Source organism: Nonomuraea sp. NPDC005692, assembly GCF_040631115.1.
Lineage (GTDB): Bacteria > Actinomycetota > Actinomycetes > Streptosporangiales > Streptosporangiaceae > Nonomuraea.
The window spans coordinates 303,189-327,489 of the sequence record NZ_JBEXYU010000001.1 but is presented as its reverse complement, the minus strand read 5'-3'; the positions used below and the strand labels follow the sequence as shown (position 1 = coordinate 327,489).

Here is a 24,301-nt window from a genome sequence, read left to right as displayed (position 1 = left end):
GCCCAAGGTCACGGCTTGGCAAATTCAGATGGCCTTGCCCGGATTCATGATGCCCAGCGGGTCGAAGACCGCCTTGATGCCCTGCTGTACCTCGGCCGCCACCGGCCCGGACTCCAGCCCCAGCCAGCGCCGCTTCAGCACGCCCACGCCGTGCTCGCCGGTCAGCGTGCCGCCGAGCGACAACGCGTGCCGGAACACCTCGTCGGCCGCGGCCCACACCTGCGCGGGCGGCTCGGCGGTGCCGTGCTCGAAGATGAAGACCGGGTGCAGGTTGCCGTCGCCGGCGTGGGCGACCGTGCAGATCCGCACGCCGTGCCGGACCGCCGCCGCCTCGATCGCCGTGATCATCTCGGGCAGCGCCGAGCGCGGCACGCACACGTCCTCGACCAGGCACGCCCCCAGCCGTTCCTTGGCCTGGTAGGCCATCCTGCGCAGCCCGACCAGCTCCTCGGTCTCCTGCGGGCTTGTGGAGACGGCCACGAACGAGGCGCCGTTGTCCAGGCAGAGCCGCTCCATGCGGGCGGCCACGGCCTGGCCGTCGGTGGCGTCGGACTGGCCGATCAGCATGGCCTGCGTGGCCGGTTCGAGCCCGATGTTGCGCCAGTCGTCGATGGCCTCCAGCGTGGCCCGGTCCAGCAGCTCCATCAGCGAGGGCTGGCAGCCCGCGGCCATGATCGCCGACACGGCCGCGCCCGCCTCGCGCAGCGACCCGAACTCGGCGGCGAACGTGGCCGGCGGCGCGGCCGGCGCCCGCCGCAGCCGCACGGTGGCCGCGGTGATCACGCCCAGCGTGCCCTCCGAGCCGACGAACAGCCCGGTCAGGTCGTAGCCGGTGACGCCCTTCATCGTGCGCCGGCCGGTGTTCAGGATCCGCCCGTCGGCCAGCACGACCTCGAGGCCGAGCGTGGCGTCCCTGGTGACGCCGTACTTCACGCAGCGCAGGCCGCCGGCGTTGGTGGCCAGGTTCCCGCCGATCGTGGAGATCTCGTACGACGAGGGGTCCGGCGCGTACATGAGGCCGTGCTCGCGGGCGGCGCGGTCGAGGTCGGCGGTGATGACGCCCGGCTCCACCACGGCGATCTCGTCGGCGGGCGAGAGTTCCCTGATGGCCGTCATCCTGGCCAGCGACAACACGATCGTCCCGTCGCCGGCGGTGGCCGCGCCCGCCAGGCCCGTGCCGGCGCCGCGCGGCACGACCGGAACCCGGTGCTCGGTGGCCCACCGCAGGGTCGTCACCACGTCCTCGCGCGAGGCGGCGAGCACCACGCCGAGCGGCTTGCCCGGCTCGACGAACGTGCGGTCGCGGGCGTAGGAGTCGATCACGTCCGGGTCGGTCAGCACGCGAGCTTCGGACAGCGAGTTCACCAGGGCATCAATCGGTCTCACACCTGCACCTTACGGTTTGCGCGGACCGTTCCTTAAGGCCAGACTGCCCTGGGTGGAAGTCAGGTGCCCGGTATGTACGCAGGCTGACCAGCTCGTCTCGGTTCCGGGCGCGGTCGCCTCGGGGACGACATACCGGATCGGAAGGGTCAGGCTGCCCGGCCAGCGCGAGGTCGCCGACCTGCCGACCGCGCCGTCGATGGGCGCGTCGAAGCACGTCATGAGCCGTACGCAGCTCGCGGTGTGGATGTCGTTCCCCAGCCGCCACTACACGCCCTGGGCGAGGAACCAGGGGTGGATCATGCTCGGCGTGGCGGCCCTGGTGCACCTCGTCGTGTCACTGGTGATCGCGATGGGCAAGGACTCGCAGTGGAGCGAGGTGCTGCTCGCGCCGTTCTGCCTCACCGGGCTGTTCTGGGGGCTCGGGCTGCTGTTCGTGCTCGGCGCGCGCGGCGCCCGCAGACGCGACCACGCCGAGGCCCCGGCCCGGGAGAAGGCGCTGGCCGTGTGGGAACGGCTGTACTACTGCGCCCGCGACAACGTCGCGTTCGAGCCGGGGGTCGGCGTCTCGTTCCATCCGGGCGAGACGCGCGAGTACATCTTCGGCTTCCGGGGCCGGGCGATCTAGCCGCGCTCCTCCGCCACCAGGCGGACGCAGACGGCCAGGCCCTCGATGGCCTGCTCCAGCTCGTCCAGCTCGGGGAAGGTGGGGGCGATGCGGATCGTGCGGTCGGCCGGGTCCTGGCCGTAGGGGTGGGTGGCGCCGGCCGGGGTGAGCGCGATGCCCGCGGCCTTGGCCCTGGCCACGACCTCGGCGGCGTGCGGCACCTCCAGGCTGATGAAGTAGCCGCCGCGCGGGCTGGTCCAGGTGGCCAGGCCGCCGAGCCGCTCGGTCAGCACCTTGTCGACCAGCTCGAACTTCGGCCCGATCAGCTCGGCGTGCCGCCGCATGTGCGCGGCCACGCCCGCGGCGTCGCGCAGGAACTCCACGTGCCGGAGCTGGTTGAGCTTGTCGGGGCCGATGGACTGCTTGGCGGTGTTGGCGAGGAACCACTCCACGTTCGCCGGCGAGGAGCCGAAGAACGACACGCCCGAGCCCGCGTACGTCACCTTCGAGGTGGAGGCGTAGACGAACACGCGGTCGGCGTTGCCGTGCTCGGCCGCCAGCGCGAGCAGGTCGGCCAGCTCGTCCGGCGTGTCGGTGAGGTGGTGGACGGCGTAGGCGTTGTCCCACATGATCCGGAAGTCGGGGGCGGCCGTCGGCATGGCGGCCAGCCTGCGCACGGTCTCGTCGCTGTAGGTGACGCCGGACGGGTTGCTGTACTTCGGCACGCACCAGATGCCCTTGACCGCCGGGTCCGCGGCGACCAGGCGCTCCACGACGTCCATGTCGGGGCCGTCGGCGTTCATCGGGACGGCCGTCATCTTGATGCCGAGCCGCTCGCAGATGGTGAAATGCCGGTCATAGCCGGGCACCGGGCACAGGAACGTGATCTCCGGCTCCTCGACCCAGCGGCGCTCGGCCCCCGGCACCTTCGACAGCAGCGCGTGCACGATCGTGTCGTGCATCAGCGTCAGGCTGGAGTTGCCGCCCACGACGAGCTGCCCGGCGGGCACCTGGACCAGCGGCGCGAAGATCTCGCGCAGCTCGGGCAGGCCCTGGAGGTTGCCGTAGTTGCGGCCGTCGGTGCCGTCGGCGGCCCTGACGGAGGTGGGCAGCCCGAGCATGCCGTCGGAGAGATCGAGCTGGCGCGGTGACGGCTTGCCCCGGGTGAGGTCGAGCGAGAGCCCCCGCTGGACGAGGGCGGCGTAGTCACTCTGTGCGGTCACGAGATCTCTCCTCCGAGTCGGTTCGGTCCAAAGGATAGAAGAAATCCACAAGGGGTCCGGTAATCGCCCGGCATGTGGGACACCGGTTCAAAGACGTTCTAAAGAAGCGCTTCCCGTCCGGCGATCGCCGGAGTGGAATGGAGGACATCGGGGCAGGCACAACTCCGCGAAGGAGGGAGCAGCCGTGGCGACTGTTCGGGACACCTCGATCGAGCAGGTCAGGCGCCGCCGTACCGGGACCGTCATCGCCTCCTGGCTCTCGACGACCGACCACAAGGTCATCGGGTACCTCTACCTGATCACCTCCTTCGGCTTCTTCCTCGTCGCGGGCGTCATGGCCATGCTGATCAGGGCCGAGCTGGCGCAGCCCGGCATGCAGGTGCTCAGCCAGCAGCAGTACAACCAGCTGTTCACCATCCACGGCACGGTGATGCTGCTGCTGTTCGCCACGCCGCTGTTCGCCGGGTTCGCCAACGTGGTCATGCCGCTGCAGATCGGCGCGCCCGACGTGGCCTTCCCCCGGCTGAACGCGGTGGCGTACTGGCTGTTTTTGTTCGGCGGGCTCATGGTGCTGGCGGGCTTCCTCACCCCGGGCGGGGCCGCCGACTTCGGCTGGTTCGCCTACACGCCGCTGTCGTCGGCCATCCACTCGCCGCAGGTCGGCGGCGACCTGTGGATCATGGGTCTGGTGATGTCCGGCCTCGGCACGATCCTCGGCGCGGTCAACTTCATCTCCACGATCATCGGCATGCGCGCCCCGGGCATGACCATGTTCCGCCTGCCGCTGTTCACCTGGAACGTGCTGCTGACCAGCATGCTCGTGCTGATGGCCTTCCCCGTGCTGGCCGCCGCGCTGCTGGTGCTGGAGTCGGACCGCAAGCTCGGCACGCACGTCTTCGACGGCGCGAACGGCGGGCCGCTGCTGTGGCAGCACCTGTTCTGGTTCTTCGGCCATCCCGAGGTCTACATCATCGCGCTGCCGTTCTTCGGGATCATCACCGAGGTGATCCCGGTGTTCAGCCGCAAGCCCATCTTCGGCTACATGAGCCTGATCGGGGCCACCATCGCCATCGCCGGGCTGTCGATGACCGTGTGGGCGCACCACATGTTCGCGACCGGGCAGGTGCTGCTGCCGTTCTTCTCGTTCATGACGTTCCTGATCGCGGTGCCGACCGGGGTGAAGTTCTTCAACTGGATCGGCACGATGTGGCGCGGCCATCTGTCGTTCGAGACGCCGATGTTGTTCGCGGTCGGGTTCCTGGTCACGTTCCTGCTCGGCGGGCTGACCGGCGTCATCCTGGCCTCGCCGCCGCTGGACTTCCAGATCAGCGACACCTACTTCGTCGTCGCCCACTTCCATTACGTGGTCTTCGGCACGGTCGTGTTCGCCATGTTCTCCGGCTTCTACTTCTGGTGGCCGAAGATGACCGGCAAGATGCTGGACGACCGGCTCGGCAAGGTGCACTTCTGGACGTTGTTCGCCGGCTTCCACACCACGTTCCTCGTCCAGCACTGGCTCGGCCAGCTCGGCATGCCGCGCCGGTACGCCGACTACAGCCCGGCCGACGGCTTCACCGCGCTCAACGAGATCTCCTCGGCCGGGGCGTTCCTGCTCGGCGCCTCGACGCTGCCGTTCCTCTACAACGTGTACAGGACGGCCAGGCACGCGCCCAGGGTCACGCTCGACGACCCCTGGGGCTACGGCAACTCGCTGGAGTGGGCGACCTCCTGCCCGCCGCCGCGGCACAACTTCACCAGCATGCCGCCGATCCGCTCCGAGCGGCCCGCGTTCGACCTGCACTACCCGCACGAGGACGCGACGCCCGCGGTGGAGCCGGACACCGGCCCCGAGCAGCCGCCGCCGGTGCTCGCCGCCGACTGACCTTCCGGGAGATCCGGCGTTTCAAGATCGCGTTGTTCGGTTTATGCGAGGCCATTGCGGGCGATGCCGCCGCAGCAATTCTGTTGGTCAAAATGTCGTAGTTTGATCACATTTCAACAACGTACTTTACGACCCGTTTATCCACCCTCTAGCGTCCGGCATTGCACACCCTATGGCCATGCGCCCGGCGACCCCGGGCAGAGAGGGTACCTGGTGCCAAGCTCAAAGCGCCTGTTAGTCGTGTTCCCGGCGGTCGCCCTTCTCGGCGCCGCGCTGACCGTCCCGGCGGCCCAGGCCACGTCAGTGGCCAGCTACCAGCCCTCGGCGGCGGACTACTACATCAACTACGCTCCCCCGCGGGTCGAGAAGGAGCCGCAGGAACCCGGCCTGAACAAGGGCAAGGCCCGTTCGCTCTCACCGGCGGAGAAGTTCGACAGGAAGTTCGTCAGCGGGAACCCCGCCGCGGCCCGCGTCCTCGCCGCCCGCGAGAACCAGGCGATCAGGACCGGCCGCAACCCGGCTGAATGGATCTTCAAGAACTCCAAGCAGGTCAAGACCGCCAAGCTCCTCACCGTCCTGGTCGAGTTCAACGAGCAGGCGAACGACGACTTCTCCGGCTTCAACCGGCTGCGCACCACCGACAGCCCGCCGGACGACTGCGTGGTCGAGCCGCCGGGCACGCTCAAGAACGGCCCGCTGCACAACAACATCCCCGACCCGGCGACGCTGCCGCAGAAGGACAACAACTCCTTCTGGCTCAAGGACTTCAGCACCGACCACTTCAACAAGATGCTCTACAGCGACAAGGGCATCACCGAGCGCGTGCGCAAGGACCTCAAGGACCCGCGCGACGGCAAGCCCGGCATCGACATCTCCGGTTTCACGATGAAGAAGATGTACGAGGAGCTGTCCAAGGGCGCCTACTCCGTCACCGGCTCGGCCGTCGGCTGGATCAAGGCCCCCCACTCCGAGGCGTACTACGGCGCCGCGGCCTGCGGCGGGCAGCCGCAGGACATGTCGGGTCACCCCAGCAACCCGACCGGCGCGGGCCAGCTCGCCATCGACACGGTCAACGCCCTGGCCGCGGCCCAGCCGAACTTCCCGTGGGCGGACTACGACCTGGAGGACGTGGCCGACTCCGACGGCGACGGCAACTTCAACGAGCCCGACGGCGTCATCGACCACCTGGTGATGGTGCACGCCGGCAAGGACAAGTCCTCCGACGGCGGCGCCGAGGGCACCTACGCCATCTGGGCGCACTCCAGCGCGGTCGCGGGCGGCTACAAGATCCCCGGCAGCGACAAGAAGATCTCCAACTACATCGTGCAGCCCGAGGACTCCGGCGTCGGCGTCTTCGCCCACGAGTACGGCCACGACCTGGGCCTGCCCGACCTGTACGACACCAGCGGCCAGGCCAGCTCCGCGGTGGACTTCTGGGACCTGATGTCCAGCGGCTCCCACTCCGGCCCCATCTTCCAGTCCATGCCCACGCACATGGGCCTGTGGGACAAGTGGGTGCTCGGCTGGGCCAACCCGAAGACGTTCAACCCGGGTGACGCCAGCAGGCTCGTCACGGTCGGGCAGTCCTCGCGCACGCCCAAGCTCACCGAGGACGGCGTCCGGGTGAACCTGGCCTCCACGCCGCTGAAGATGATCGACCCGCACAGCGGCACCAAGGCCTGGTGGTCCAACCTGGACCAGGACTGGGCCAACCAGACCCTGACCCGCGACGTCCCGGTGCCCGCGGGCTCCGACGTGCGGTTCTGGATGTGGAACAACTACGAGATCGAGCAGGACTGGGACTTCGGCTTCGTGGAGGTCTCGACCGACGGCGGCCAGACCTGGACCCAGCTCAAGGTCTACGACGAGGCCGGCACCGAGGTCACCACCCCCGACGGCTACCCCGACCCGAACAAGAACCTCAAGACGTTCGGCAACAAGAAGTACGGGCTCACCGGTGACACCGGCGGCCAGTGGCGGCACGACTACGTCAACCTGACGCCGTACGCCGGGCAGTCGATCAAGCTGCGCCTGACCTACAACACCGACGCCGCCTTCGAGCCGCGCGGCTGGCACGCCGACGACTTCTCGCTCACCAACGGCGGCACCGCCGTCTGGAGCGACGACGTCGAGAACGGCGACAACGGCTGGAAGGCCACCGGCGGCACGTTCACCAACACCAGCGGCCAGGGCTGGACCGTCAACAACGGCTCGCGCGAGATCTCCCGCTTCTACCTCGCCGAGTGGCGCAACTTCGACGGCTTCGACAAGGGCCTGCAGTACGCCTACGACACCAACTACTCCCGCGACGGGGCGTGGAAGGTCGAGAAGGTCAAGTACAACGCGCCCGGCCTGCTGGTCTGGTACCGCGACTCGACCTTCACCAACAACTCGGTGGTCAACAACCTGACCCTGCCGCCGAGCATCGGCTCCAAGGGCAGCCTGCTGGTCGTGGACTCGCACTACGACCCGCTGCGCCGCACCGGCACCGCCGCCGAGAAGGACCCGACCAGGCACAAGAACCTGGAAGGCCGTACGCAGTCCTCGAACGCGGCGTTCTCCTTCAACAAGACCTACCCGCTGAAGGAGTGCCTGGAGGCGCCGGACGAGCCGTACAGCGAGTACTGCACCAACGTCCCCGCGCTCAAGGGCGTGCCGAACTTCACCGACGCGAAGACCTGGGTTCCGGGCTTCGAGCTGCAGAACGGCTCGCTCTACTACCGTGACTTCGACGCCTCCACGGTGGTGCCGAGCAAGGGCGACCAGCCGTACAGCACCCGCGTGGTGCACCTGGACGGCACCCCCGCCACCGAGCTGTACGGGACCGACCTCGGCGACGGCCACGTCGCCGGCTCGGGCAACCCCGGCGACGAGGGCAAGGCGCTGGGCGTGCAGTTCAAGCTGATCAGCCCGCTGCCGGGCAACCTGGGCGCCATCGTCCAGGTCGTCCCGCCGAAGAAGTAGCGTGAGGAGGGCCGCCGGGTCTCCGGCGGCCCTCGATCCAGCACTGAGCGGCGGATACAGCGCCTACGATTGATGACCATGAGCGAACTGCGCACCAAGATCGAGCACACTGAGGCGATCCGGCGGGATCGCCGGGTGGCGGTGGTGGTGAACACTCGCTCACGCCGCGGCCGCCACCACTACTTCGAGGTCATCGAGCAGCTGCACAACCTGGGGTTCGAGCCGCTGGCCGAGCTGTCGGTCTACAACCCCAAGCGGCTGCGCGACCTGCTCGACACCGCCCTCGCCACCAACCCCGACCTGCTGATCGTGGGCGGCGGCGACGGCACCCTCTCCTCGGCCGTGCGCCACGTCGCCCACCGCGACGTGGCGCTCGGCGTGTTGCCGCTCGGCACCACCAACAACTTCGCCAGGAGCCTCGGCCTGCCGCTCGACCTGGCCGGCGCCATCCGGGTGTTCTCCACCGGCAAGGTCGCCGACATCGACCTCGGCATGGCCGGCGACCGGCCCTTCGCCAACCTGGCCAGCTTCGGCGTCTCGGTCGAGGTGGCCGGCCGGGTCAAGCCGTGGCTCAAGCGCATCGTGGGCCGTCCGGCCTACCCGATGACCGCGCTGACCGTCCTTCCGGGCCACCGGCCCTTCCGGGCCTACATCACCGTCGAGGGCCAGCGCCACGAGCTGCTCACCCACCAGCTCAACATCGCCAACGGCCGCTTCCACGGCGGCTGGCAGGTGGCCAAGGACATCAGCATCGACAACGGCATGCTGGTGGCCTACCAGCTCGGCTCGGGCAAGAAGCTGCGCCTGCTCGGCGAGACGCTGCTGCGGGCGACCACCGGCCGCTGGCGCAGCCTGGCGGGCGGCCCGTTCGTGGTCGGCCGGGAGATGTTGCTGGAGACCGACCCGCCGATGGCCGCCGACGTCGACGGCGAGGTGCGCCTGCGCACCCCGATCACGCTGCGCGTGGTGCCCAACGGCGTGCGCGTGATGGTCCCCGACTCCTTCGAGGACAACTGACCTCAGCCCTCGCCCAGCGCCCGGTAGGCGGGGGCGAGCGCGTCCGCCAGGCCGGCGGGCGGCGGGAAGACCCGCGGCAGCAGGTCGGGGGCGGCCGCGGCGGGGCGGCGTTCCGGGCGGTGCGCGGTGGCGCCGGGGGCGTAGAAGTCGGCCAGCCGGTCGGCGAACGGCACGTCGGCCACCTCCAGCGGATCGGGCGCGGGCGGGTCGTCGGCCAGCGAGCCGAGCAGCTGCTCGCGGGTGCGCCCGCGCCAGGCCAGCACCAGGAACGGGTCGTCGTCGAACGACTCGGCCAGCAGGTAGAGCACGGCCGACAGGTGCTTGCACGGGAACCCCCAGTCGGGGCACGAGCACTCCATGTCCAGGTCGCGCGGGAACAGGTCGACGCCATGGGCGGCGAACAGCTCCTCGATCTCGACCGGCATCTCCCCGGCCAGCAGCCTGGCCCGGTGGACGGCCTGCGCCGCGACGGCCTCCTCCAGCCGCGCCCACACGTCCTCGCCGTGGACGCCGATCCTGACCACGACGTCGTACGGCGCCGGCCGCGACCCCTGCACGGACGCCCGGACCAGCCCCGCCGACAGGTCGATCGAGAGCACCTGGCCCTTGCGGGCGTAGGCGCGGCCGCGGGACAGGCGGCCCTTGTCGCAGACGCGTTCCAGGATGTCGACGAAGCGCCTGGACCACCAGGCCGAGCCGATGCTGCCGCGCCGCGACCGGGCCCGCAGGCCGCCCTCGACCTCGATGGGGCCGCCGCCGTCGTACCAGTCGGGCATGGTCAGGACCCTCCCGTGAGGCGGAACACCTCGCGCAGCTCGTCGGTGGACAGGTCGGTCAGCCACTCCTCGCCGGCGCCGACCACCCGCTCGGCCAGCGCCTTCTTGCGCTCGATCATCTGGTCGACGCGCTCTTCGAGGGTGCCCGCGCAGATCAGCTTGCGCACCTGGACGTTCCTGCGCTGGCCGATGCGGAAGGCCCGGTCGGTGGCCTGGTCCTCCACGGCCGGGTTCCACCAGCGGTCGACGTGGATCACGTGGCTCGCCGCCGTCAGGTTGAGCCCGACGCCGGCCGCCTTGAGCGACAGCAGGAACAACATCGGCTCCTGGTCGTGCTGGAAACGCTCGACCAGACGGTCGCGGGTCTTCTTCGGCAGGCCGCCGTGCAGCCACAGGACCGGGCGGCCGAGCCGCTGGGCCAGGTAGGGCTGGAGCATCGTCCCGAACTCGGCGTACTGCGTGAACAGCAGCGCCTTCTCGCCCTCGGCCAGGACCTCCTCGGCCAGTTGCTCCAGCCGGGCCAGCTTGCCAGACCGGCCGGCCAGGCGGGAGCCGTCCTTGAGCAGGTGGGCCGGGTGGTTGCAGACCTGCTTGAGCCTGGCCATGGCCGACAGCACCAGGCCGCGCCGCTCGACGCCCTCGCTGTCGTCGATCCGGGCCAGCATGTCGTCCACGACGGCCTGGTAGAGCGTGGCCTGCTCGGGGGTGAGCGGGCACCACTCCTTGATCTCGATCTTCTCCGGCAGGTCGGAGATGACGGACCGGTCGGTCTTGAGGCGGCGCAGGATGAACGGGCCCGTCGCCCGCTTCAGCGCATCGGCGGCCTGCTCGTCCTGGCGGGCCTCGATGGGCTCCTGGAACCGGGTGCGGAAGCGGGCCCGCGGCCCGAGCAGGCCGGGATTGGCGAACTCCATGATCGACCAGAGCTCGGCGAGGTGGTTCTCGACCGGCGTGCCGGTCAGGGCCAGCCGGGTGCCGGTGGGGATCGACCGGACGGCGCGGGCCTGGAGGGTGCCGCTGTTCTTGATCGCCTGGGCCTCGTCGCACACCACCCGGCGCCACTCGTGCTCCCGCAGGGTCTCCAGGTCGCGGTGGGCGGTGCCGTACGTGGTGATCACCAGGTCGGCCTCCGCGATGCGGGCGGCGTCCCGGCCGGAACCGTGGTGGACGTACACGCGCAGCCCCGGGGCGAACCTGGCCGCCTCCCGCTGCCAGTTGCCCACCAGCGACATCGGGCAGACCAGCAACGTCGGCGCGGCGGACCGCTCGTGGACGAGCAGCGCCAGCGTCGTGACCGTCTTGCCCAGGCCCATGTCGTCGGCGAGCACCCCGCCGAGGCCCAGCTCCGACAGGAAGCTCAGCCACGCCAGGCCGCGCTCCTGGTAGGGCCGCAGCACGGCGTCCAGGCCCGGCGGGGTGGCGAGCGGGGTGAGCCGCCGCTCGGCCTGGCCCGACAGCAGGTCGCCGAGCACGCCGTCGGCGTCGACCGCGAGCAACGGCAGCTCGTCGTCGCCCTGGATCACGTGGCGCAGCAGGTCGGCCGCCGCCGCCTCGCCCGCGCGCACCCCCTCCACCGCCCGCAGCGCCGCCTTGAGCTGCCGGTCGTCCAGCTCCACCCACTGGCCGCGGACCCGGACCAGCGGCACCTTGAGCCTGGCCAGCTCGGCCAGCTCCGCCTCGCTGATCGTCTCCTCGCCCACCGCCAGGTCGACGCGGAAGTCGACCAGCTCACGCAGCCCGAAGCCTTGGCTCACGGCCGCCGTCTGCGGCTTGGTCCTGGTGGTGAGCTTGAGCCCGAGCCGCGTACGGCCCGCCCAGCGCGGCAGCTGCACCCCGAACCCGGCCGCCTGGAGCAGCGGCGCGGCCTGGCGCAGGAAGCCGAACGCACCCGCCGTGTCGAGGGCCAGCTCGCTCGGCTCCGGCACGCGCAGGGCCCGGTCCAGCTCCGGGTAGAGCCGCACGGCCCGGCCGAGCCCGGCCAGCAGCTCGCGTTCCGGCCGGCCGGGCAGGCCCTTCTCGCCGCTCCAGACGCGGGCGGCCGGGACGTACAGGCTGGGGTCGTCGGCGGCCTGCAACGCCAGCTCGACCCGCCAGTCGTCGCCGGCGGCCGGTTCGAGCAGGCGGAAGCAGACGCGGGTGGCGCCCTCGGCCGCCGTGACGGCCGCCCGCCAGCGGTCCAGCTCCTCGCGCAGCCCGGGGTCGTCGGGGCAGGCCGGGTCGCCGGTCAGCGCGGCCAGCCACCGTTCCCGCGGCGTCGTGAGGGCGGCGGCAGAGGGAGCGGCCAGGGGAGTGGTGACGGCCTGCCGGACGAGCGCGTCGGTGAACGCCTCCAGCGCCTGGAGCTGCACCCCGGCGGCCGGGCGCTCGGCGGCCCAGGTGCGGCAGGCGGGCGGCATGGCCAGGGCCAGGTCGCGGAAGTAGGCGGCGTCGGCCCCGGTCAGCACGGGCCGCCACAGGGCCAGCGCGGCGCCCTCGGCATCGGGCGCGGGCACGAGCTGGGGGACGACCCGCCCGCGGCCGGCCAGGTCGCGGGCGAGTGCGGCGACGGCGGCCCAGTGGCGGACGGTGGCGGTGGCGTCGCCCGGATGGCCGTCCAGCGCACGAAGGGCCTCGGCGGGCGGCAGCACGACCGCGGGCACCCGCCACGGCAGCAGCCGCGGCCTGGCCACCTCCGTCAGCAGCCCCGTCTCCGGCGAGGGCAGCGGCCCCCTGGCCGACCCCGGAAGCAGCAGCTCCAGCACCCTGGACGGCGGCCCGCCCACCCCGAGCCCCGGCGCGCCGGCCAGCTCGGCCGGGGAGGCGGCGAACGGATGGGGCCGCGCGCCCGGCCCACGGGACACGGCGGCGGCCCGCCCGGGAACCTCGCCCCAGAAGGCGAGCCCGTCACCCGCCCACACCCCGTGTACCAGCACCCCGGCAGGTTACCGCCGGGCTGGAGCGACCGGTCCGCGAGTCTTCTGCGGGCCGGGCCGCAAGTCGTACCATCGAAGTATGAACACTCCCGGATCGTGGTGTGAGCGGCCTGAGCCGCAGGCTCCCTCGTGCGAGCTCCCCTCACCGTGGAGCAAGCCGAAGCAGCCTGACAGCTGGTGCGAGGCGCCCAAGTCGCCGGTGGCGTCCGTCCTCCGGTTCCTGCTGAAGGCCGCCAAGAGGTAATAACAGGCGGTCAGCTGGGTAGTCGCCTTGCTCAGCGGAGGAGGCGACGTCGTGAACGATACCCACAAGCTGGTCAGTGATCTCTCCGACCAGGTCTCCAGGCTCGTCAAGGACGAGCTGCGCCTGGCCAGGCTGGAGCTCGCGGAGAAGGGCAGGCGGGCGGGGTTCGGCGCGGGGCTGTTCGGCGCGGCCGGGATGGCCGCGTTCTTCGGCGGTGCCGCGCTGGTGACCGCCGTCGTCCTGCTCCTCGCTCTGGTCATGCCCGGGTGGGCGGCCGCCGCGATCGTGGGGGCGGTCCTGCTCATCGCCGCCGCCCTGCTCGGCCTGACCGGAAAGAACCAGGTGAAACAGGCCGCGCCGCCGGTCCCCGAGGAAACCATCGCGAGCGTCAAGGCCGATATCGACATGGTCAAGGAGAGGGCACGCCGATGAGCGAGACGGACCCCGGATACAGCGAGCAGCACGCCGGTGACGTGGGCGCCCGCAGGGCGACCGTCGGCACGCCGACCGAACGCGAGTCGATCAACGTGCCTCCGACGAGACCGGGGGCTGCGGAGAACGCCAGACGGGCCGAGCTGGCCCGGCAGGAACACGAGACCTTCATCCCCGAGACCCCCATGCCCGACGACCGGACCGAGGCGGTGGAGAGCCGCGCGGTCGAGGAGGAGTCGTTGGCCGGAGGCCGCGGCGAGGACGACGAGGAAGAGGAAGAGGACGACGTGCGAAAAAGCATCAAGGAAACCAGGAACGAACTGGGCGACACGGTCAGCGCCCTGGCCCACAAGGCCGACCTCAAGGGCCGGGCCACCGAGGCGGCGGGCACGGCCAAGGGCAAGGTCGCCGAGATGACCGGCGTGGCCAAGGGCAAGGCCGCCGAGGTGACCGGCACGGCCAAGGGCATGGCCGGCGAGGTCGCGGGCAAGGTCCGCGAGGCCACGCCCCACCAGGTCAAGGACGCCGCCACCGGGGCACGCAAGCGTCCCGTGCTGCTGCTGGCCGCTGCGGCGGCGGTGACGGCCCTCGTCGTCCGGCGCCTCAGGAAGCGCAACAGGGCGAAGTAGGCGTGCGTTCCCCCGAAAGACCTGCGGAACTGCCGCGCAGGGCCTGGTGGAGCGTGCTCAAACGCACCGTCGTCGAGTTCCGCAACGACGGCGTCCAGGACCTCGCGGCAGCGCTCACGTACTACGCCGTCCTGTCCATCTTCCCGGCGCTGATCGTGCTGGTGTCGGTGTTCGGCCTGCTCGGCAGGCGCGACACCGCCACCCTGGTCGGCAACCTCGTGGTGCTGGCGCCCGACGAGGTGCGCTCCCTGATCGTCACGGGCGTGCGGTCGGTCCAGGAGAACGCGGCCTCGGCCGGCCTGGTCGCGATCGTCGGCCTGCTGGTCGCGCTCTGGTCGGCGTCGGGCTACATCGGCGCGTTCATCCGGGCCGGCAACACCATCTACGACATCGACGAGGGGCGTCCGTTCTGGAAGGTGACCCCGCTCCGGATCGGGCTCACCGTGCTGGCCACCGTGCTGCTGGCGCTCGGCGCGATCTCCGTCGCGCTGACCGGCGACCTGGCCAGGAGCGTCGGCAAGGCGCTCGGCCTGGGCAGCGCGCTGGTGACCGCCTGGGACATCCTGAAATGGCCGGTGCTCGCGCTCGTCGCGACCGGGCTGATCATGGTGCTCTACTGGGCCGCGCCGAACGTGCGCCAGCCCGGCGTGCGCTGGATCACCCCCGGCGGGCTGCTCGCCGTGGCGCTCTGGGTCGTGGTCTCCGGCGGCTTCGCCCTGTACGTGGCCCACTTCGGGTCCTACGGCAAGACCTACGGCACGCTGGCCGGCGTCGTGGTGTTCCTGATCTGGCTGTGGTTGTCGAACATGGCCCTGCTGCTGGGCGCCGAGCTGGACGCCGAGCTGATCAGGGAACGCCAGATCGCCGAGGGCGAGCCCGTCGGGCAGGAGCCGTACGTGGAGCCCCGGGATCCGCCGAAGGAGGATAGCCTTCCCGAGTGAAGCGTGGAAAGGCCGTCGTCGCCGCACTCGCCCTGGTGGCCTCGGGCCTGGTGGCCGGTTGCGGCGGCGGCTCGGCGGTCAGCGACTTCGGCACCGTCGTCAAGGGTGCCAAGGGCACGACCGTGCGCGCCGAGCTGCGTCCGGGGCAGCGGTTCTCGCTGGCCGTCCCGGACAACCCGTCGGTGGGCGACAGCTGGCGGCTGGCGGCGGTGCCCGACGCCAGGGTGGCCTCCTACATCAGCGAGGAGCGGAAGAGCGCGGGCCAGGGCCCCGGCAGCGGCGGCACCGCCTATTTCGTCTTCAACACCAAGAGTCCGGGCACCGCCGAGATCACGCTGCGCGACTGCTGGCGGTGCGGCCGGAGCTCGACGCCGCCCGACGAGGAGAGCAGGCGGCAGTCGGGCGAGGCGATCTTCGAGATCACCGTCCGCTGAGCACGGCGCGGCACAACACGTCGAGGGTGGTTGCGGTGATCATCTCCGCCTCGGCGTCGGCGCCTGCGTCGGCGCACGCGGCCAGGCGGCGCCGGCCCTCGCCCAGGATGCTCCACCCCAGGTGGGCCACCAGGTCGGGATGCGGCTCCCCGGCCTCGGCGAGCAGGCCGCGCAGCGGCTCGATCATCGTCTCGTGCAGCTGGTCGAGCCGGTGGCGGCACTCGGCGGGCAGATCGACCGCGGCGACCGCGCGCAGCAGCGCGTGGTCGGGGCTGGTCACGAACGCCAGCGACACGGCGCCGAAGGCGCGCACCCGCTCCTCCAGGTCGCCGTCGCGGGTGGCCGTGACCAGCCGGTCGGCCCAGCGGGGGATCGCGTCCTCCACGAGCTGGGCCAGGATGTCGGCGGTGGCGGAGAAGTAGCGGTAGACGCTGGAGCGGGCGAGCCCGACCCGCGCGCCCACGGCCGCGGGGGTGAGCCCGGCCGGACCCTCGGCCGCCAGGATCTCCATGGCGGCCGCCAGCAGGGCCGCGTGCTGGCTGGCCCGATGGTCGGCCACCGTGGCCGCGCTGATCCTCGGCACCGGACTCACTCCTCCTCGTGTCGTCTCCTCCCAGTATCGGGCAGCAGGAACGTCGCCCCGACGCCGCCGAACAGCACGATGCCGGTCACGATCGTGACCCGGCGGGTCGCGTCGGCGCCCGCCGCGACCGCGGCGGCGTGGTCGGCGGGTTCCCTGATCGCCGCGATGGCCGTGCCGGCGCTCTCGCGTACGGCCTGCCCGAGGGCGGGCTTGCCGGGCAGGTGTTCGGCCATCGCCGCGTCCAGGCCGGTGACCAGGACGGCGCCCAGCACCGCGATGCCGACGGCGGCGCCGAGCTGGCGGATCGTGCTCTGGAGCCCGGAGGCCACGCCGGAGCGGCGGGCGGGCACGTCGGCGAGCATCACGTTCGGGAGCTGGGCCGAGGCGAAGCCGACGCCGACGCCGTACAGGACGAGCCAGGGCACCAGCGTCCACGGGCCGAGCGAGGGGGAGACGGCCAGGCCGATCGCGATCGCGCCCACGGCCTCCAGGACGAGCCCCAGCCGCACGATGAGCCTGGGCGCCAGGCCGAGCCGCGGGACGACGCCGCCCGCCAGGAACGTGCCCCCGGCCAGCGAGGCGATGATCAGCCCGGTGGCGAACGCGGTGAACCCCATGGCCGCCTGGAGGAACAGCGGCAGCACCAGGATGAGGCCGAACTCGCCGAGACTGATGATCATCGCGGCGGCGCCGCCGTACCGGAAGGAGGGGATGGCGAACAGCGACAGGTCCAGCACGACCGGGCGGCCCGACCGGGCCCGTGAGCGCTCGACCAGCAGCAGCGCGGCCAGCGCGAGCGCCGCGAGCCCGAAGGCGAACGGGATCGGCGAGACGCCGCCGAGCGGCCAGTCCCACCCGAACAGCGTGGCCTCGCCGGTCGGCGTGAACCAGCCGTAGCGCTGGCCCTCGATCAGGCCGAACACCAGCGCGGCCGGGCCGACCACCGACAGCAGCACTCCGGGGACGTCCGAGCCGCCCGCCGCCGGGTCCTTCGACTCGGGCACCCTGACCGTGCCGAGCAGCACGAGCAGGCCGATCGGCAGGTTCACCCAGAACGCCCAGCGCCAGCCGAAGTCGGTCACCACCCAGCCGCCCAGCAGCGGGCCGAGCGCGGCCATGCCGCCGATGATCGAGCCCCAGACGGCGAAGGCGATCGTCCGGCGCGAGCCCGTGTAGAGGGAGTTGATGATCGCCAGCGTCATCGGGACGACCATGGACGCCCCGACCCCCTGGACGACGCGGGCGGCGATGAGCAGCGCGCCGCTCGGCGCGGCGGCGGCCAGCATGCTCGCGGCCAGGAACACCACCAGGCCGACGGCGAACATCCGGCGCCTGCCGTGCACGTCGCCGGTCCGGCCGAGGGGGATGAGCAGGGCGGCGAAGGCCAGGGAGTAGATGGAGTTCACCCATTCGACGTCCGTGGCCGACAACCCCAGATCGCCCATGATCGCGGGGACGGCGACGTTCACGATCGTCGCGTCGATGATGATCATCGACATCCCGACGCCGAGCACGATCAGCGGGAGCCAGCTCTGCCGGGTCCGCTCATTTAGCGACACCATGTCCCTAAAGATAGCAACATGCTGTCTCGAAACAAGGGGTAAGCTCCGGATCATGGACTTCATCCGGGTGCGTGCCTCGGCCGACGGCGCCGAGACGATCTCCTACTGGACCGGCGACGTCTACGGCTGGCAGGACGACGACGGCCCCCACCACCTGTTCGGCTTCGAGGGCCTGAACGTGGCGCGGGCGCGCCCGGCCGACGGCGGCTGGGAGCTGCTGACCAGGGAGGCGGCGCTCTACCTCGACCCGAGGACCAGGGAGCCGGTCGACGTGTGGGACAACCCGCTCACCGGGCGGTCCGTCGAGGTGCAGCACGTCTTCAACGACCCGGTCAACCAGCGGCTCGGGGCCTATCCGGTGCCGGTGACGCGGTTGGGGGAGCAGGTCGTCTTCAACGCCGACATCCGCCTTTCCTACCCTTCGCCACTACCTGTCGCGAAATATCCGGAAAACTCGGCTCGGGACACGTATCGGGCCCTGGAGCTGTTCCAGTTCTTCGCCTCGGCCGCCGACGTCGAGTCCGGCATGCCCGACGTGCCGGCGGTCTTCTCCTGGTGCCGGGTCTCGCCCTGGCTGCCCTGGATGGCCATGGGGCAGCGGCCGGGCGGGCTGGTCTACCACTGCAGGGGCGCCAAGGTCGCCGACGTCCCCGGACGGCTGCGCGAGCGCGTCGGCGAGCACTTCCTGCACGCCCCCGCCGAGTGGACCGCGCCCAACATGACGAGCTGGACGGCCTTCGCCGATAAGGTCGGGCGGTGAGCACCGACCTGTTCTGCGAGATCATCGCCGGCGCGCGTCCCGCCCACGTGGTGAGCGCCGACGAGGTGGCCGTCTCCTTCCTGGACACCCGCCCGGTCTTCAAGGGGCACGTGCTCGTCGTGCCCCGGCTCCACGTCGAGACGCTGGCCGACCTCGCCGACGTCGGGCCGTTCTTCTCCCGGGTCCAGGCCATGGCCAGGGCCGTGGAGGAGGGGCTGGCGGCGGCCGGCACGTTCGTGGCGATGAACAACCGGGTCAGCCAGAGCGTGCCCCACCTCCACGTGCACGTCGTGCCGCGCAACCGTAAGGACGGCCTGCGCGGCTTCTTCTGGCCGCGCACCACCTACGAGTCCGCGCAGGAGGCCGAGACCTACGCGGCGGCCGTCGCCAAGGCGCTGGCGGCGGAGTGAGGGTGGCCGGCGGGGCGGGCGGCGGCGGGCGCTAGGCTCGGGGCGCGTGGAGTACCTGGTCGGCGTCGCCGTCGTGGCCGTGCTGGTGGGCGTGCCCGCGATCGTGCTCTGGCGCGTCATGCGGGGCCGCCGCGAGCTGGGCACCAGCCCGGCCGAGCGGGCCACGTTCGAGACTTTGCACACCGCCTCCATGGCCGGGCCGCCGCTGCGGGCCGGGCTGACCCCCGAGGGCGCCGAGCGCGCCTCCCGCCACCTGCGCGCGCTGCTCGGCTCGGCCGCGCTGGCGATCACCGACCGCGAGCGCCTGCTCGTCTACGACGGCGCCGGCGACCACCACGCCGCCCAGGCGTTCGAGCACGCCGCCGCCACCTTGCGGGACGGCCGCACCCAGGTGCTCACCATCGACTGCGAGCTGCTCGAATGCCCGATCCGGCACGCCGTCGTCGTCCCGCTCACCACCGACGACCGCCTGGTCGGCGCGCTGGCCGCCTACGGGCAGAACGCCTCGGCCGGCCTGGTCAGGGCGGCGCAGGAGGTGGCCGGCTGGGTGAACTCGCAGCTCGAGCTGGCCGAGCTCGACCGCTCGCGCACGCTGCTCATGGAGGCCGAGGTCCGGGCCCTGCGCGCGCAGATCTCGCCGCACTTCATCTACAACTCGCTCACCACGATCGCCTCCTTCGTCCGTACGGACCCCGAACGCGCCCGTGAGCTGCTGCTGGAGTTCGCCGACTTCACCCGCTACTCCTTCCGGCGGCACGGCGAGTTCACCACGCTGGCCGAGGAGCTGCACTCGATCGAGCGCTACCTCACCCTCGAACACGCCAGGTTCGGCGACCAGCTGCAGGTCACCCTGCGCATCGCCCCCGAGGTGCTGCCGGTGGCGGTGCCGTTCCTGTGCCTGCAGCCGCTGGTCGAGAACGCCGTCCGGCACGGCCTGGAGAGCCGCAACGGCGTCGGCCGCATCACGATCATCGCCGAGGACGCCGGCGCCGAGTGCCGCATCAGCGTCGAGGACGACGGCCTCGGCATGGACCCCGACCGGCTGCGCCGCATCCTGGCCGGCGAGATCGCCCCCACCGGCGGCGTCGGCCTGGCCAACGTCGACGAACGGCTCCGCCAGGTCTACGGCGACGAGTACGGCCTGGTCGTCGAGACCGGCACGGGCGCGGGCACCAAGGTCAACGTGCGCCTGCCGAAGTACCACCCCGGCGTCTCGGCCCGCTGACCTCCTCCAGCCCGCCCTCATACCTGCCCCCACCTGTGACCCCGCCGTGACGGCCTTGACGTTTGGTGCCGGTTTCATCACTGTCTAATGCATTCGAGGTGTGAGGAGTGACGTGTGACCGGGCTGCGCGTCCTGGCGGTGGACGACGAGCTACCCGCGCTGGAGGACCTGTCCTACCTGCTCCGCGCCGACGCCCGCATCGGCGAGGTGGTGACGGCGCGCGACGGGGCGGCCGCGCTGCGCCTGCTGGACCGCGGCATCGCCGAGGGCCGCCCGATCGACGCCGTCTTCCTCGACATCCGCATGCGCGGGCTGGACGGCGTCGTGCTCGGACGGCTGCTGTCGCAGTTCGCCAACCCGCCACGGGTCGTGTTCGTCACCGCGTACGAGGAGCACGCGGTGGACGCCTTCGAGATCAAGGCCGAGGACTACCTGCTCAAACCGGTACGTCCCGAACGGCTCGCCGAGGCCATCAGGCGCGTGGCGGTCTCGTCCGACGTGCCCGCCGAGACCGGCGAGAGCGACACCATCCCCGTCGAGCTGGGCGGCGTGACCCGGTTCGTCTCCAGCGCCGACGTCGTCTACGTGGAGGCCCAGGGTGACTACGCCCGGCTGCACACCGCGAACGGCAGCCACCTCGTCCGCATCCCGCTCGCCACGCTGGAGGAACGCTGGGCCCCGGCCGGGTTCGTCCGGGTGCACCGCAGCCATCTGGTCGCCGTCAAGCACATCGAGGAGCTGCACATCGACTCGGGCCGGTGCAGCGTGCGGGTCGGCGACACCGAGCTCCCGGTGAGCCGGCGGCACACCCGCGAGCTGCGCGACCTGCTGGTCCGCCGCGCCAGGAAGGGCAGGACGGAATGACCCCCGATCCCCGGCCGGGGCGTCCGGCGGGGTCGCCGCGCACCGACGCCGCCGCCCGCCGCATGGACGCCTTCCGCCGCTCCGAGACGCCGCGCCGGGTCAGCGTGACCAGCCCGCGCACCGCCGCCGCCCGCCGCCCCCGCTACCCGGCCACGAGGGAGATCGACGAGCAGACCCGCCTCGGCGAGGTCTACATGCGCTCGCTCCTGCGCACCCAGTTCCGGCTCGCCCTGTTCGTCTGCACCGTGCTGGCCTGCGTGGTCGGCGGCCTGCCGCTGCTGTTCCTGCTCATCCCCGAACTGCGCGAGGTGGACGTCCTCGGCGTCTCCCTGCCGTGGGCGGTGCTGGCCGGGCTCATCTACCCCGCCTTCGTCATCGGCGCCTGGCTGTACGTCCGCCAGGCCGAGCGCAACGAACGCCACTTCGCCGAGCTGGTGGAACGCCGGTGACCGGCGCGAAGGGCCCCTCGTGAGCCTCACCGCGGTGGTCGTCGTGATGGCGGCGGCCGTGCTCATCGGCGCGTACGGCATCAGGTTCTCCCGCACCACCTCCGACTTCTACGTCGCCTCCCGGACCGTCAGCCCCCTGTGGAACGCCTCCGCCATCGGCGGCGAGTACCTGTCGGCGGCCTCCTTCCTCGGCGTCGCCGGGCTCATCCTGTCCTACGGCGTGGACATGTTGTGGCTGCCCGTCGGATGGACCGGCGGCTACCTGGTGCTGCTGGTGCTGGTGTCGGCGCCGCTGCGGCGCTCGGGCGCGTACACGCTGCCCGACTTCGCCGAGGCCAGGCTGGAGTCGATGACCGTACGCAGGACCGCCAGCGTGCTCGTCGTCCTGATCGGATGGCTGTACCTGATGCCGCAGTTCCAGAGCGCCGGGCTGGTGCTGCGCACGATCACCGGGGCGCCGGTGTGGGCGGGCGGGCTGCTGGTCGCCGGCGTGGTGGCGGTGAACGTGCTGTCCGGCGGCATGCGGTCGATCACGTTCGTGCAGGCCTTCCAGTACTGGCTCAAGCTGACCGCGCTGGCCGTGCCGCTGGTGTTCCTGCTGCTGGCCTGGAAGGGCGACGGCGCGCCTGCCCTCAGCGTCCAGGACGCCACCACCTGGCAGATGCCGCTGGCCGGGGCCAAGGAGTACGGGCTCTACTCGACGTACTCGCTGATCCTGGCCACGTTCCTCGGCACGATGGGCCTGCCGCACGTGCTCGTGCGCTTCTACACCAACCCCGACGGCCGGGCCGCCCGCCGTACGACGCTGGTCGTGCTGACCCTGCTCGGCGCGTTCTACCTGCTGCCCGCCCTGTACGGCTGGCTCGGCCGCCTCTACGCCCCCGACCTCGTGCGCACCGACGCGGTCGTGCTCACCCTGCCCAGCCGCATGATCGGCGGCACGCTCGGCGACCTGCTGACCGCCCTCGTGACGGCCGGGGCGTTCGCGGCCTTCCTGTCCACCTCCTCGGGGCTGACCGTGTCCGTCGCCGGGGTGATCGCGCAGGACCTGCTGAAGGGCGGCGTGCGCTCGTTCCGGATCGCCACCCTCATGGCCGTCGCCGTGCCGCTGGCGCTGGCGCTGTGGGCGCGGGCGCTGCCGGTCGCGGACGTGGTGGGGCTGGCGTTCGCGGTGGCCGCCTCGTCGTTCTGCCCGCTGCTGGTGCTGGGCATCTGGTGGCGGCGGCTCACCACGACCGGGGCGCTGGCGGGGCTGTTCGTGGGGGGCGGGCTGGCGTGCTCGGCCGTGCTCGCCACGATCACCGGGGGGCCGTACGAGGGGCTCACGGGGGCACTGCTGGCCCAGCCGGCGGCCTGGACGGTGCCGATCGCGTTCACCGTGATGGTGTCGGTGTCGTTCCTGACCCCGCACCGCGTACCGCCCGGCGTGGCCCGCACGATGGTCCGCCTCCACACCCCGGAAAACCTCGACCTCGACCGCGGCGACTGGCACCCCCGCTCCCCATGACCTCCCGGGCCTGTAGGCCCGCGCTCGGCCCGCCGTCCCGTCTGTCGGCTCCGTCCGTCGTCTGCGGCCGATGGACGCTCGCGTGGGAGCGTGTCGGTGGGGGCTGCTCGCCCTCCCGGCTTGCTCAGGTGTCGAGATCTTCCGGCTCACGACCAGCCTGCGGCGACGCCTCCCAAGCGCTCCGACGCCACCCCGTTTCCGCTGGCGGCCTCGTTCCGCGCCACACCACCGGCCTCTGCCCCGCCCCCGGTGCCCCTTCCCCTCCCGGGACCGCCTCCGGTACCAGCGCCACCCTCGGTGCGGGCACTGCCCCCGGCCCCGGCTGTGCCTGTGGTCCCGGCACCCCTCACCCTCCCCGCGCCACCCACGGCCCCCGCTCTGTCTCCGGCCTCCTCGCTGTGTGCGGCCCCTGCGGCCCTTGATGCGGCTGGGCTTGTGCGGTCGCTCGCGGTTCTGAGCTCATGGTCGCTTCGCGTGGGGCGCGGGATGCCGCCCTGATCGTGGGGCTGGGGTGGTGGGTCCAGGCCGGGGCGGTACAGGCCGGCGGCTCGTGGGGACGTGCTTCGGCCGGGCCAGGGCCGACCCGTCCCTTCCTGCGGGACGTCCGGCCGGGCCGAACCCTCTGGCTCGGTGTCGGGCGGGGCCGGGGTTCGGCCCGGACGTGGCTGGGCGGTCCCCTGGGGCGGGACGTGCGGACGGGTCCACTCCTGTGGCCTGCTGCCGGCCTGGGGCGCGGGACGGCCGGGCTGCCGCTGCGCCGACGCGTGCGGCGCGTGGGCGGGCTGGGCCGGCGCCTGTGGCCGAGGGCCGGGTTGGGACGGTATCCGGTGCGCGAGGCCGGGGTGGGACGGCTCCTGCGGCGGAGGGTCCAGGCCAGGGCGCGGGCCGACGCCGGTGTGCGGGCTCCTGGAACGGCCGGGCCCCGGGTCCTGGCCGGCGGGCCGGGCCGAGCCGGAACGACGGTCCGCAGGCGACGGCATGACGTCCCGTGCCTGGCGGGAAAGCTCGTGCGGTGTGGGGCTCGCGGTGGGCGACTCGTCAGGGAGGGTTCCCTCGTCGGGGGCGAAGTACGGTCTGGTCGGGGGCGTCGGGTGGGAGGCGTCGCTGTGCCGGGCGGCCTGTTCGGTCATGGGTCTGGCGGCCGTCCCGGCGTGGGCCTCGACGTCGAGCACCTCGTGTCCCGGGACGGTGTGCGGGGCCTCCTCGCCCGGGGCCGCGTGGTGGATGGTTCGTCCGGTGGCCGCTCCCAGGTCGCCCGCGTGCTTCCGCTCCGGTCGCCAGGAGGGGGCACCGCCCCTCGGCCATCCCCGCCGCACCTCGCCGCCCTCCATCGGCCGGCCTCCCCACGCCCCGCCTGCCCGCGCCGCCGAGGGCGTCCCCGAGGCGCCGGGGGTGGAGGGGGTGTCCGTGGTGGTGGGGAAGGCATGGCGGGGTGGGGGAGTGGCGGTGGTCGGGGTGAGGTGGTCCAGGAGGTGGGGGGCGGCGTTCAGGAGGTGG

The 24,301-nt window shown here is 72.0% G+C and carries 20 protein-coding genes; 14 read left to right on the top strand and 6 right to left on the bottom strand.

The features are described 5' to 3' along the window. Positions 1–24: 24 nt before the first annotated feature. Positions 25–1,386, bottom strand: coding sequence for an FAD-linked oxidase C-terminal domain-containing protein (locus tag ABZ459_RS01605; protein ID WP_357964554.1), 1,362 nt, complete (start codon positions 1,384–1,386; stop codon positions 25–27). Positions 1,387–1,438: 52 nt separating this feature from the next. Here ABZ459_RS01605 and ABZ459_RS01600 point away from each other — a divergent pair, with 52 nt between their 5' ends. Beyond that, positions 1,439–2,011, top strand: coding sequence for a hypothetical protein (locus tag ABZ459_RS01600; RefSeq protein WP_357964553.1), 573 nt, complete (start codon positions 1,439–1,441; stop codon positions 2,009–2,011). Here ABZ459_RS01600 and ABZ459_RS01595 read toward each other — a convergent pair. After that, complete coding sequence (locus ABZ459_RS01595; protein ID WP_357964552.1) at positions 2,008–3,213, bottom strand: aminotransferase class I/II-fold pyridoxal phosphate-dependent enzyme; 1,206 nt, start codon at positions 3,211–3,213, stop codon at positions 2,008–2,010. The genes ABZ459_RS01600 and ABZ459_RS01595 overlap by 4 nt on opposite strands. 184 nt (positions 3,214–3,397) lie before the next feature. Between ABZ459_RS01595 and ctaD the strand changes: the two genes are divergently transcribed. The 3 genes from ctaD (at position 3,398) to ABZ459_RS01580 (ending at position 9,076) form a co-directional block, all read left to right on the top strand. Beyond that, positions 3,398–5,095, top strand: a complete 1,698-nt coding sequence (gene ctaD, locus ABZ459_RS01590; protein ID WP_357964550.1) for a cytochrome c oxidase subunit I — start codon at positions 3,398–3,400, stop codon at positions 5,093–5,095. Between the two features lie 213 nt (positions 5,096–5,308). Continuing rightward, positions 5,309–8,059, top strand: a complete 2,751-nt coding sequence (locus ABZ459_RS01585) for an immune inhibitor A domain-containing protein (protein WP_357964548.1) — start codon at positions 5,309–5,311, stop codon at positions 8,057–8,059. A gap of 78 nt (positions 8,060–8,137) precedes the next feature. Further along, a complete protein-coding gene (locus ABZ459_RS01580) occupies positions 8,138–9,076 on the top strand; it encodes a diacylglycerol kinase family protein (RefSeq protein WP_357964546.1) in 939 nt (312 codons plus the stop codon). Between the two features lie 2 nt (positions 9,077–9,078). On the opposite strand, the gene ABZ459_RS01575 is transcribed toward ABZ459_RS01580, so the two are convergent. Beyond that, complete coding sequence (locus ABZ459_RS01575; protein WP_357964544.1) at positions 9,079–9,852, bottom strand: SWIM zinc finger family protein; 774 nt, start codon at positions 9,850–9,852, stop codon at positions 9,079–9,081. Between the two features lie 2 nt (positions 9,853–9,854). Next, positions 9,855–12,764, bottom strand: a complete 2,910-nt coding sequence (locus ABZ459_RS01570) for a DEAD/DEAH box helicase (RefSeq protein WP_357964542.1) — start codon at positions 12,762–12,764, stop codon at positions 9,855–9,857. Between the two features lie 295 nt (positions 12,765–13,059). Here ABZ459_RS01570 and ABZ459_RS01565 point away from each other — a divergent pair, with 295 nt between their 5' ends. Genes ABZ459_RS01565 through ABZ459_RS01550 form a run of 4 tightly spaced genes read left to right on the top strand, consistent with a single transcriptional unit; the run spans position 13,060 to position 15,444 of the window. Beyond that, entirely contained in the window at positions 13,060–13,440 is a 381-nt protein-coding gene (locus tag ABZ459_RS01565) for a phage holin family protein (RefSeq protein WP_357964540.1), read from the top strand. Further along, positions 13,437–14,069 (top strand): DUF3618 domain-containing protein, encoded by a 633-nt coding sequence (locus ABZ459_RS01560; RefSeq protein ID WP_357964538.1) that lies wholly within the window; start codon positions 13,437–13,439, stop codon positions 14,067–14,069. Before ABZ459_RS01565 ends, ABZ459_RS01560 begins: the two co-directional genes overlap by 4 nt. 2 nt (positions 14,070–14,071) lie before the next feature. Further along, positions 14,072–15,010 (top strand): YihY/virulence factor BrkB family protein, encoded by a 939-nt coding sequence (locus tag ABZ459_RS01555; RefSeq protein ID WP_357964536.1) that lies wholly within the window; start codon positions 14,072–14,074, stop codon positions 15,008–15,010. Further along, positions 15,007–15,444 (top strand): protease inhibitor I42 family protein, encoded by a 438-nt coding sequence (locus ABZ459_RS01550; RefSeq protein WP_357964534.1) that lies wholly within the window; start codon positions 15,007–15,009, stop codon positions 15,442–15,444. The genes ABZ459_RS01555 and ABZ459_RS01550 overlap by 4 nt, the downstream gene beginning before the upstream one ends. On the opposite strand, the gene ABZ459_RS01545 is transcribed toward ABZ459_RS01550, so the two are convergent. Continuing rightward, positions 15,431–16,027: a helix-turn-helix domain-containing protein gene (locus ABZ459_RS01545; protein ID WP_357964532.1), complete on the bottom strand. Its 597-nt coding sequence runs from the start codon at positions 16,025–16,027 to the stop codon at positions 15,431–15,433. The genes ABZ459_RS01550 and ABZ459_RS01545 overlap by 14 nt on opposite strands. A 5-nt stretch (positions 16,028–16,032) precedes the next feature. Continuing rightward, a complete protein-coding gene (locus ABZ459_RS01540; RefSeq protein WP_357964530.1) occupies positions 16,033–17,589 on the bottom strand; it encodes an MFS transporter in 1,557 nt (518 codons plus the stop codon). Between the two features lie 52 nt (positions 17,590–17,641). On the opposite strand from ABZ459_RS01540, the gene ABZ459_RS01535 reads away from it, so the two are divergent. The 6 genes from ABZ459_RS01535 to ABZ459_RS01510 all read left to right on the top strand — a co-directional run bounded on the left by ABZ459_RS01535 (position 17,642) and on the right by ABZ459_RS01510 (position 22,804). Beyond that, complete coding sequence (locus tag ABZ459_RS01535; RefSeq protein WP_357964528.1) at positions 17,642–18,349, top strand: DUF1838 family protein; 708 nt, start codon at positions 17,642–17,644, stop codon at positions 18,347–18,349. Continuing rightward, entirely contained in the window at positions 18,346–18,759 is a 414-nt protein-coding gene (locus tag ABZ459_RS01530; protein ID WP_357964526.1) for an HIT family protein, read from the top strand. The genes ABZ459_RS01535 and ABZ459_RS01530 overlap by 4 nt, the downstream gene beginning before the upstream one ends. 46 nt (positions 18,760–18,805) lie before the next feature. Then, complete coding sequence (locus ABZ459_RS01525; RefSeq protein ID WP_352356966.1) at positions 18,806–19,984, top strand: histidine kinase; 1,179 nt, start codon at positions 18,806–18,808, stop codon at positions 19,982–19,984. A 114-nt stretch (positions 19,985–20,098) separates the two neighbouring features. Further along, positions 20,099–20,848, top strand: coding sequence for a LytTR family DNA-binding domain-containing protein (locus tag ABZ459_RS01520; RefSeq protein ID WP_357964524.1), 750 nt, complete (start codon positions 20,099–20,101; stop codon positions 20,846–20,848). After that, a complete protein-coding gene (locus ABZ459_RS01515) occupies positions 20,845–21,297 on the top strand; it encodes a hypothetical protein (protein ID WP_357964522.1) in 453 nt (150 codons plus the stop codon). The genes ABZ459_RS01520 and ABZ459_RS01515 overlap by 4 nt, the downstream gene beginning before the upstream one ends. Before the next feature lie 19 nt (positions 21,298–21,316). Continuing rightward, positions 21,317–22,804, top strand: a complete 1,488-nt coding sequence (locus tag ABZ459_RS01510; protein WP_357964520.1) for a cation acetate symporter — start codon at positions 21,317–21,319, stop codon at positions 22,802–22,804. The last annotated feature ends 1,497 nt before the right edge of the window (positions 22,805–24,301 follow it).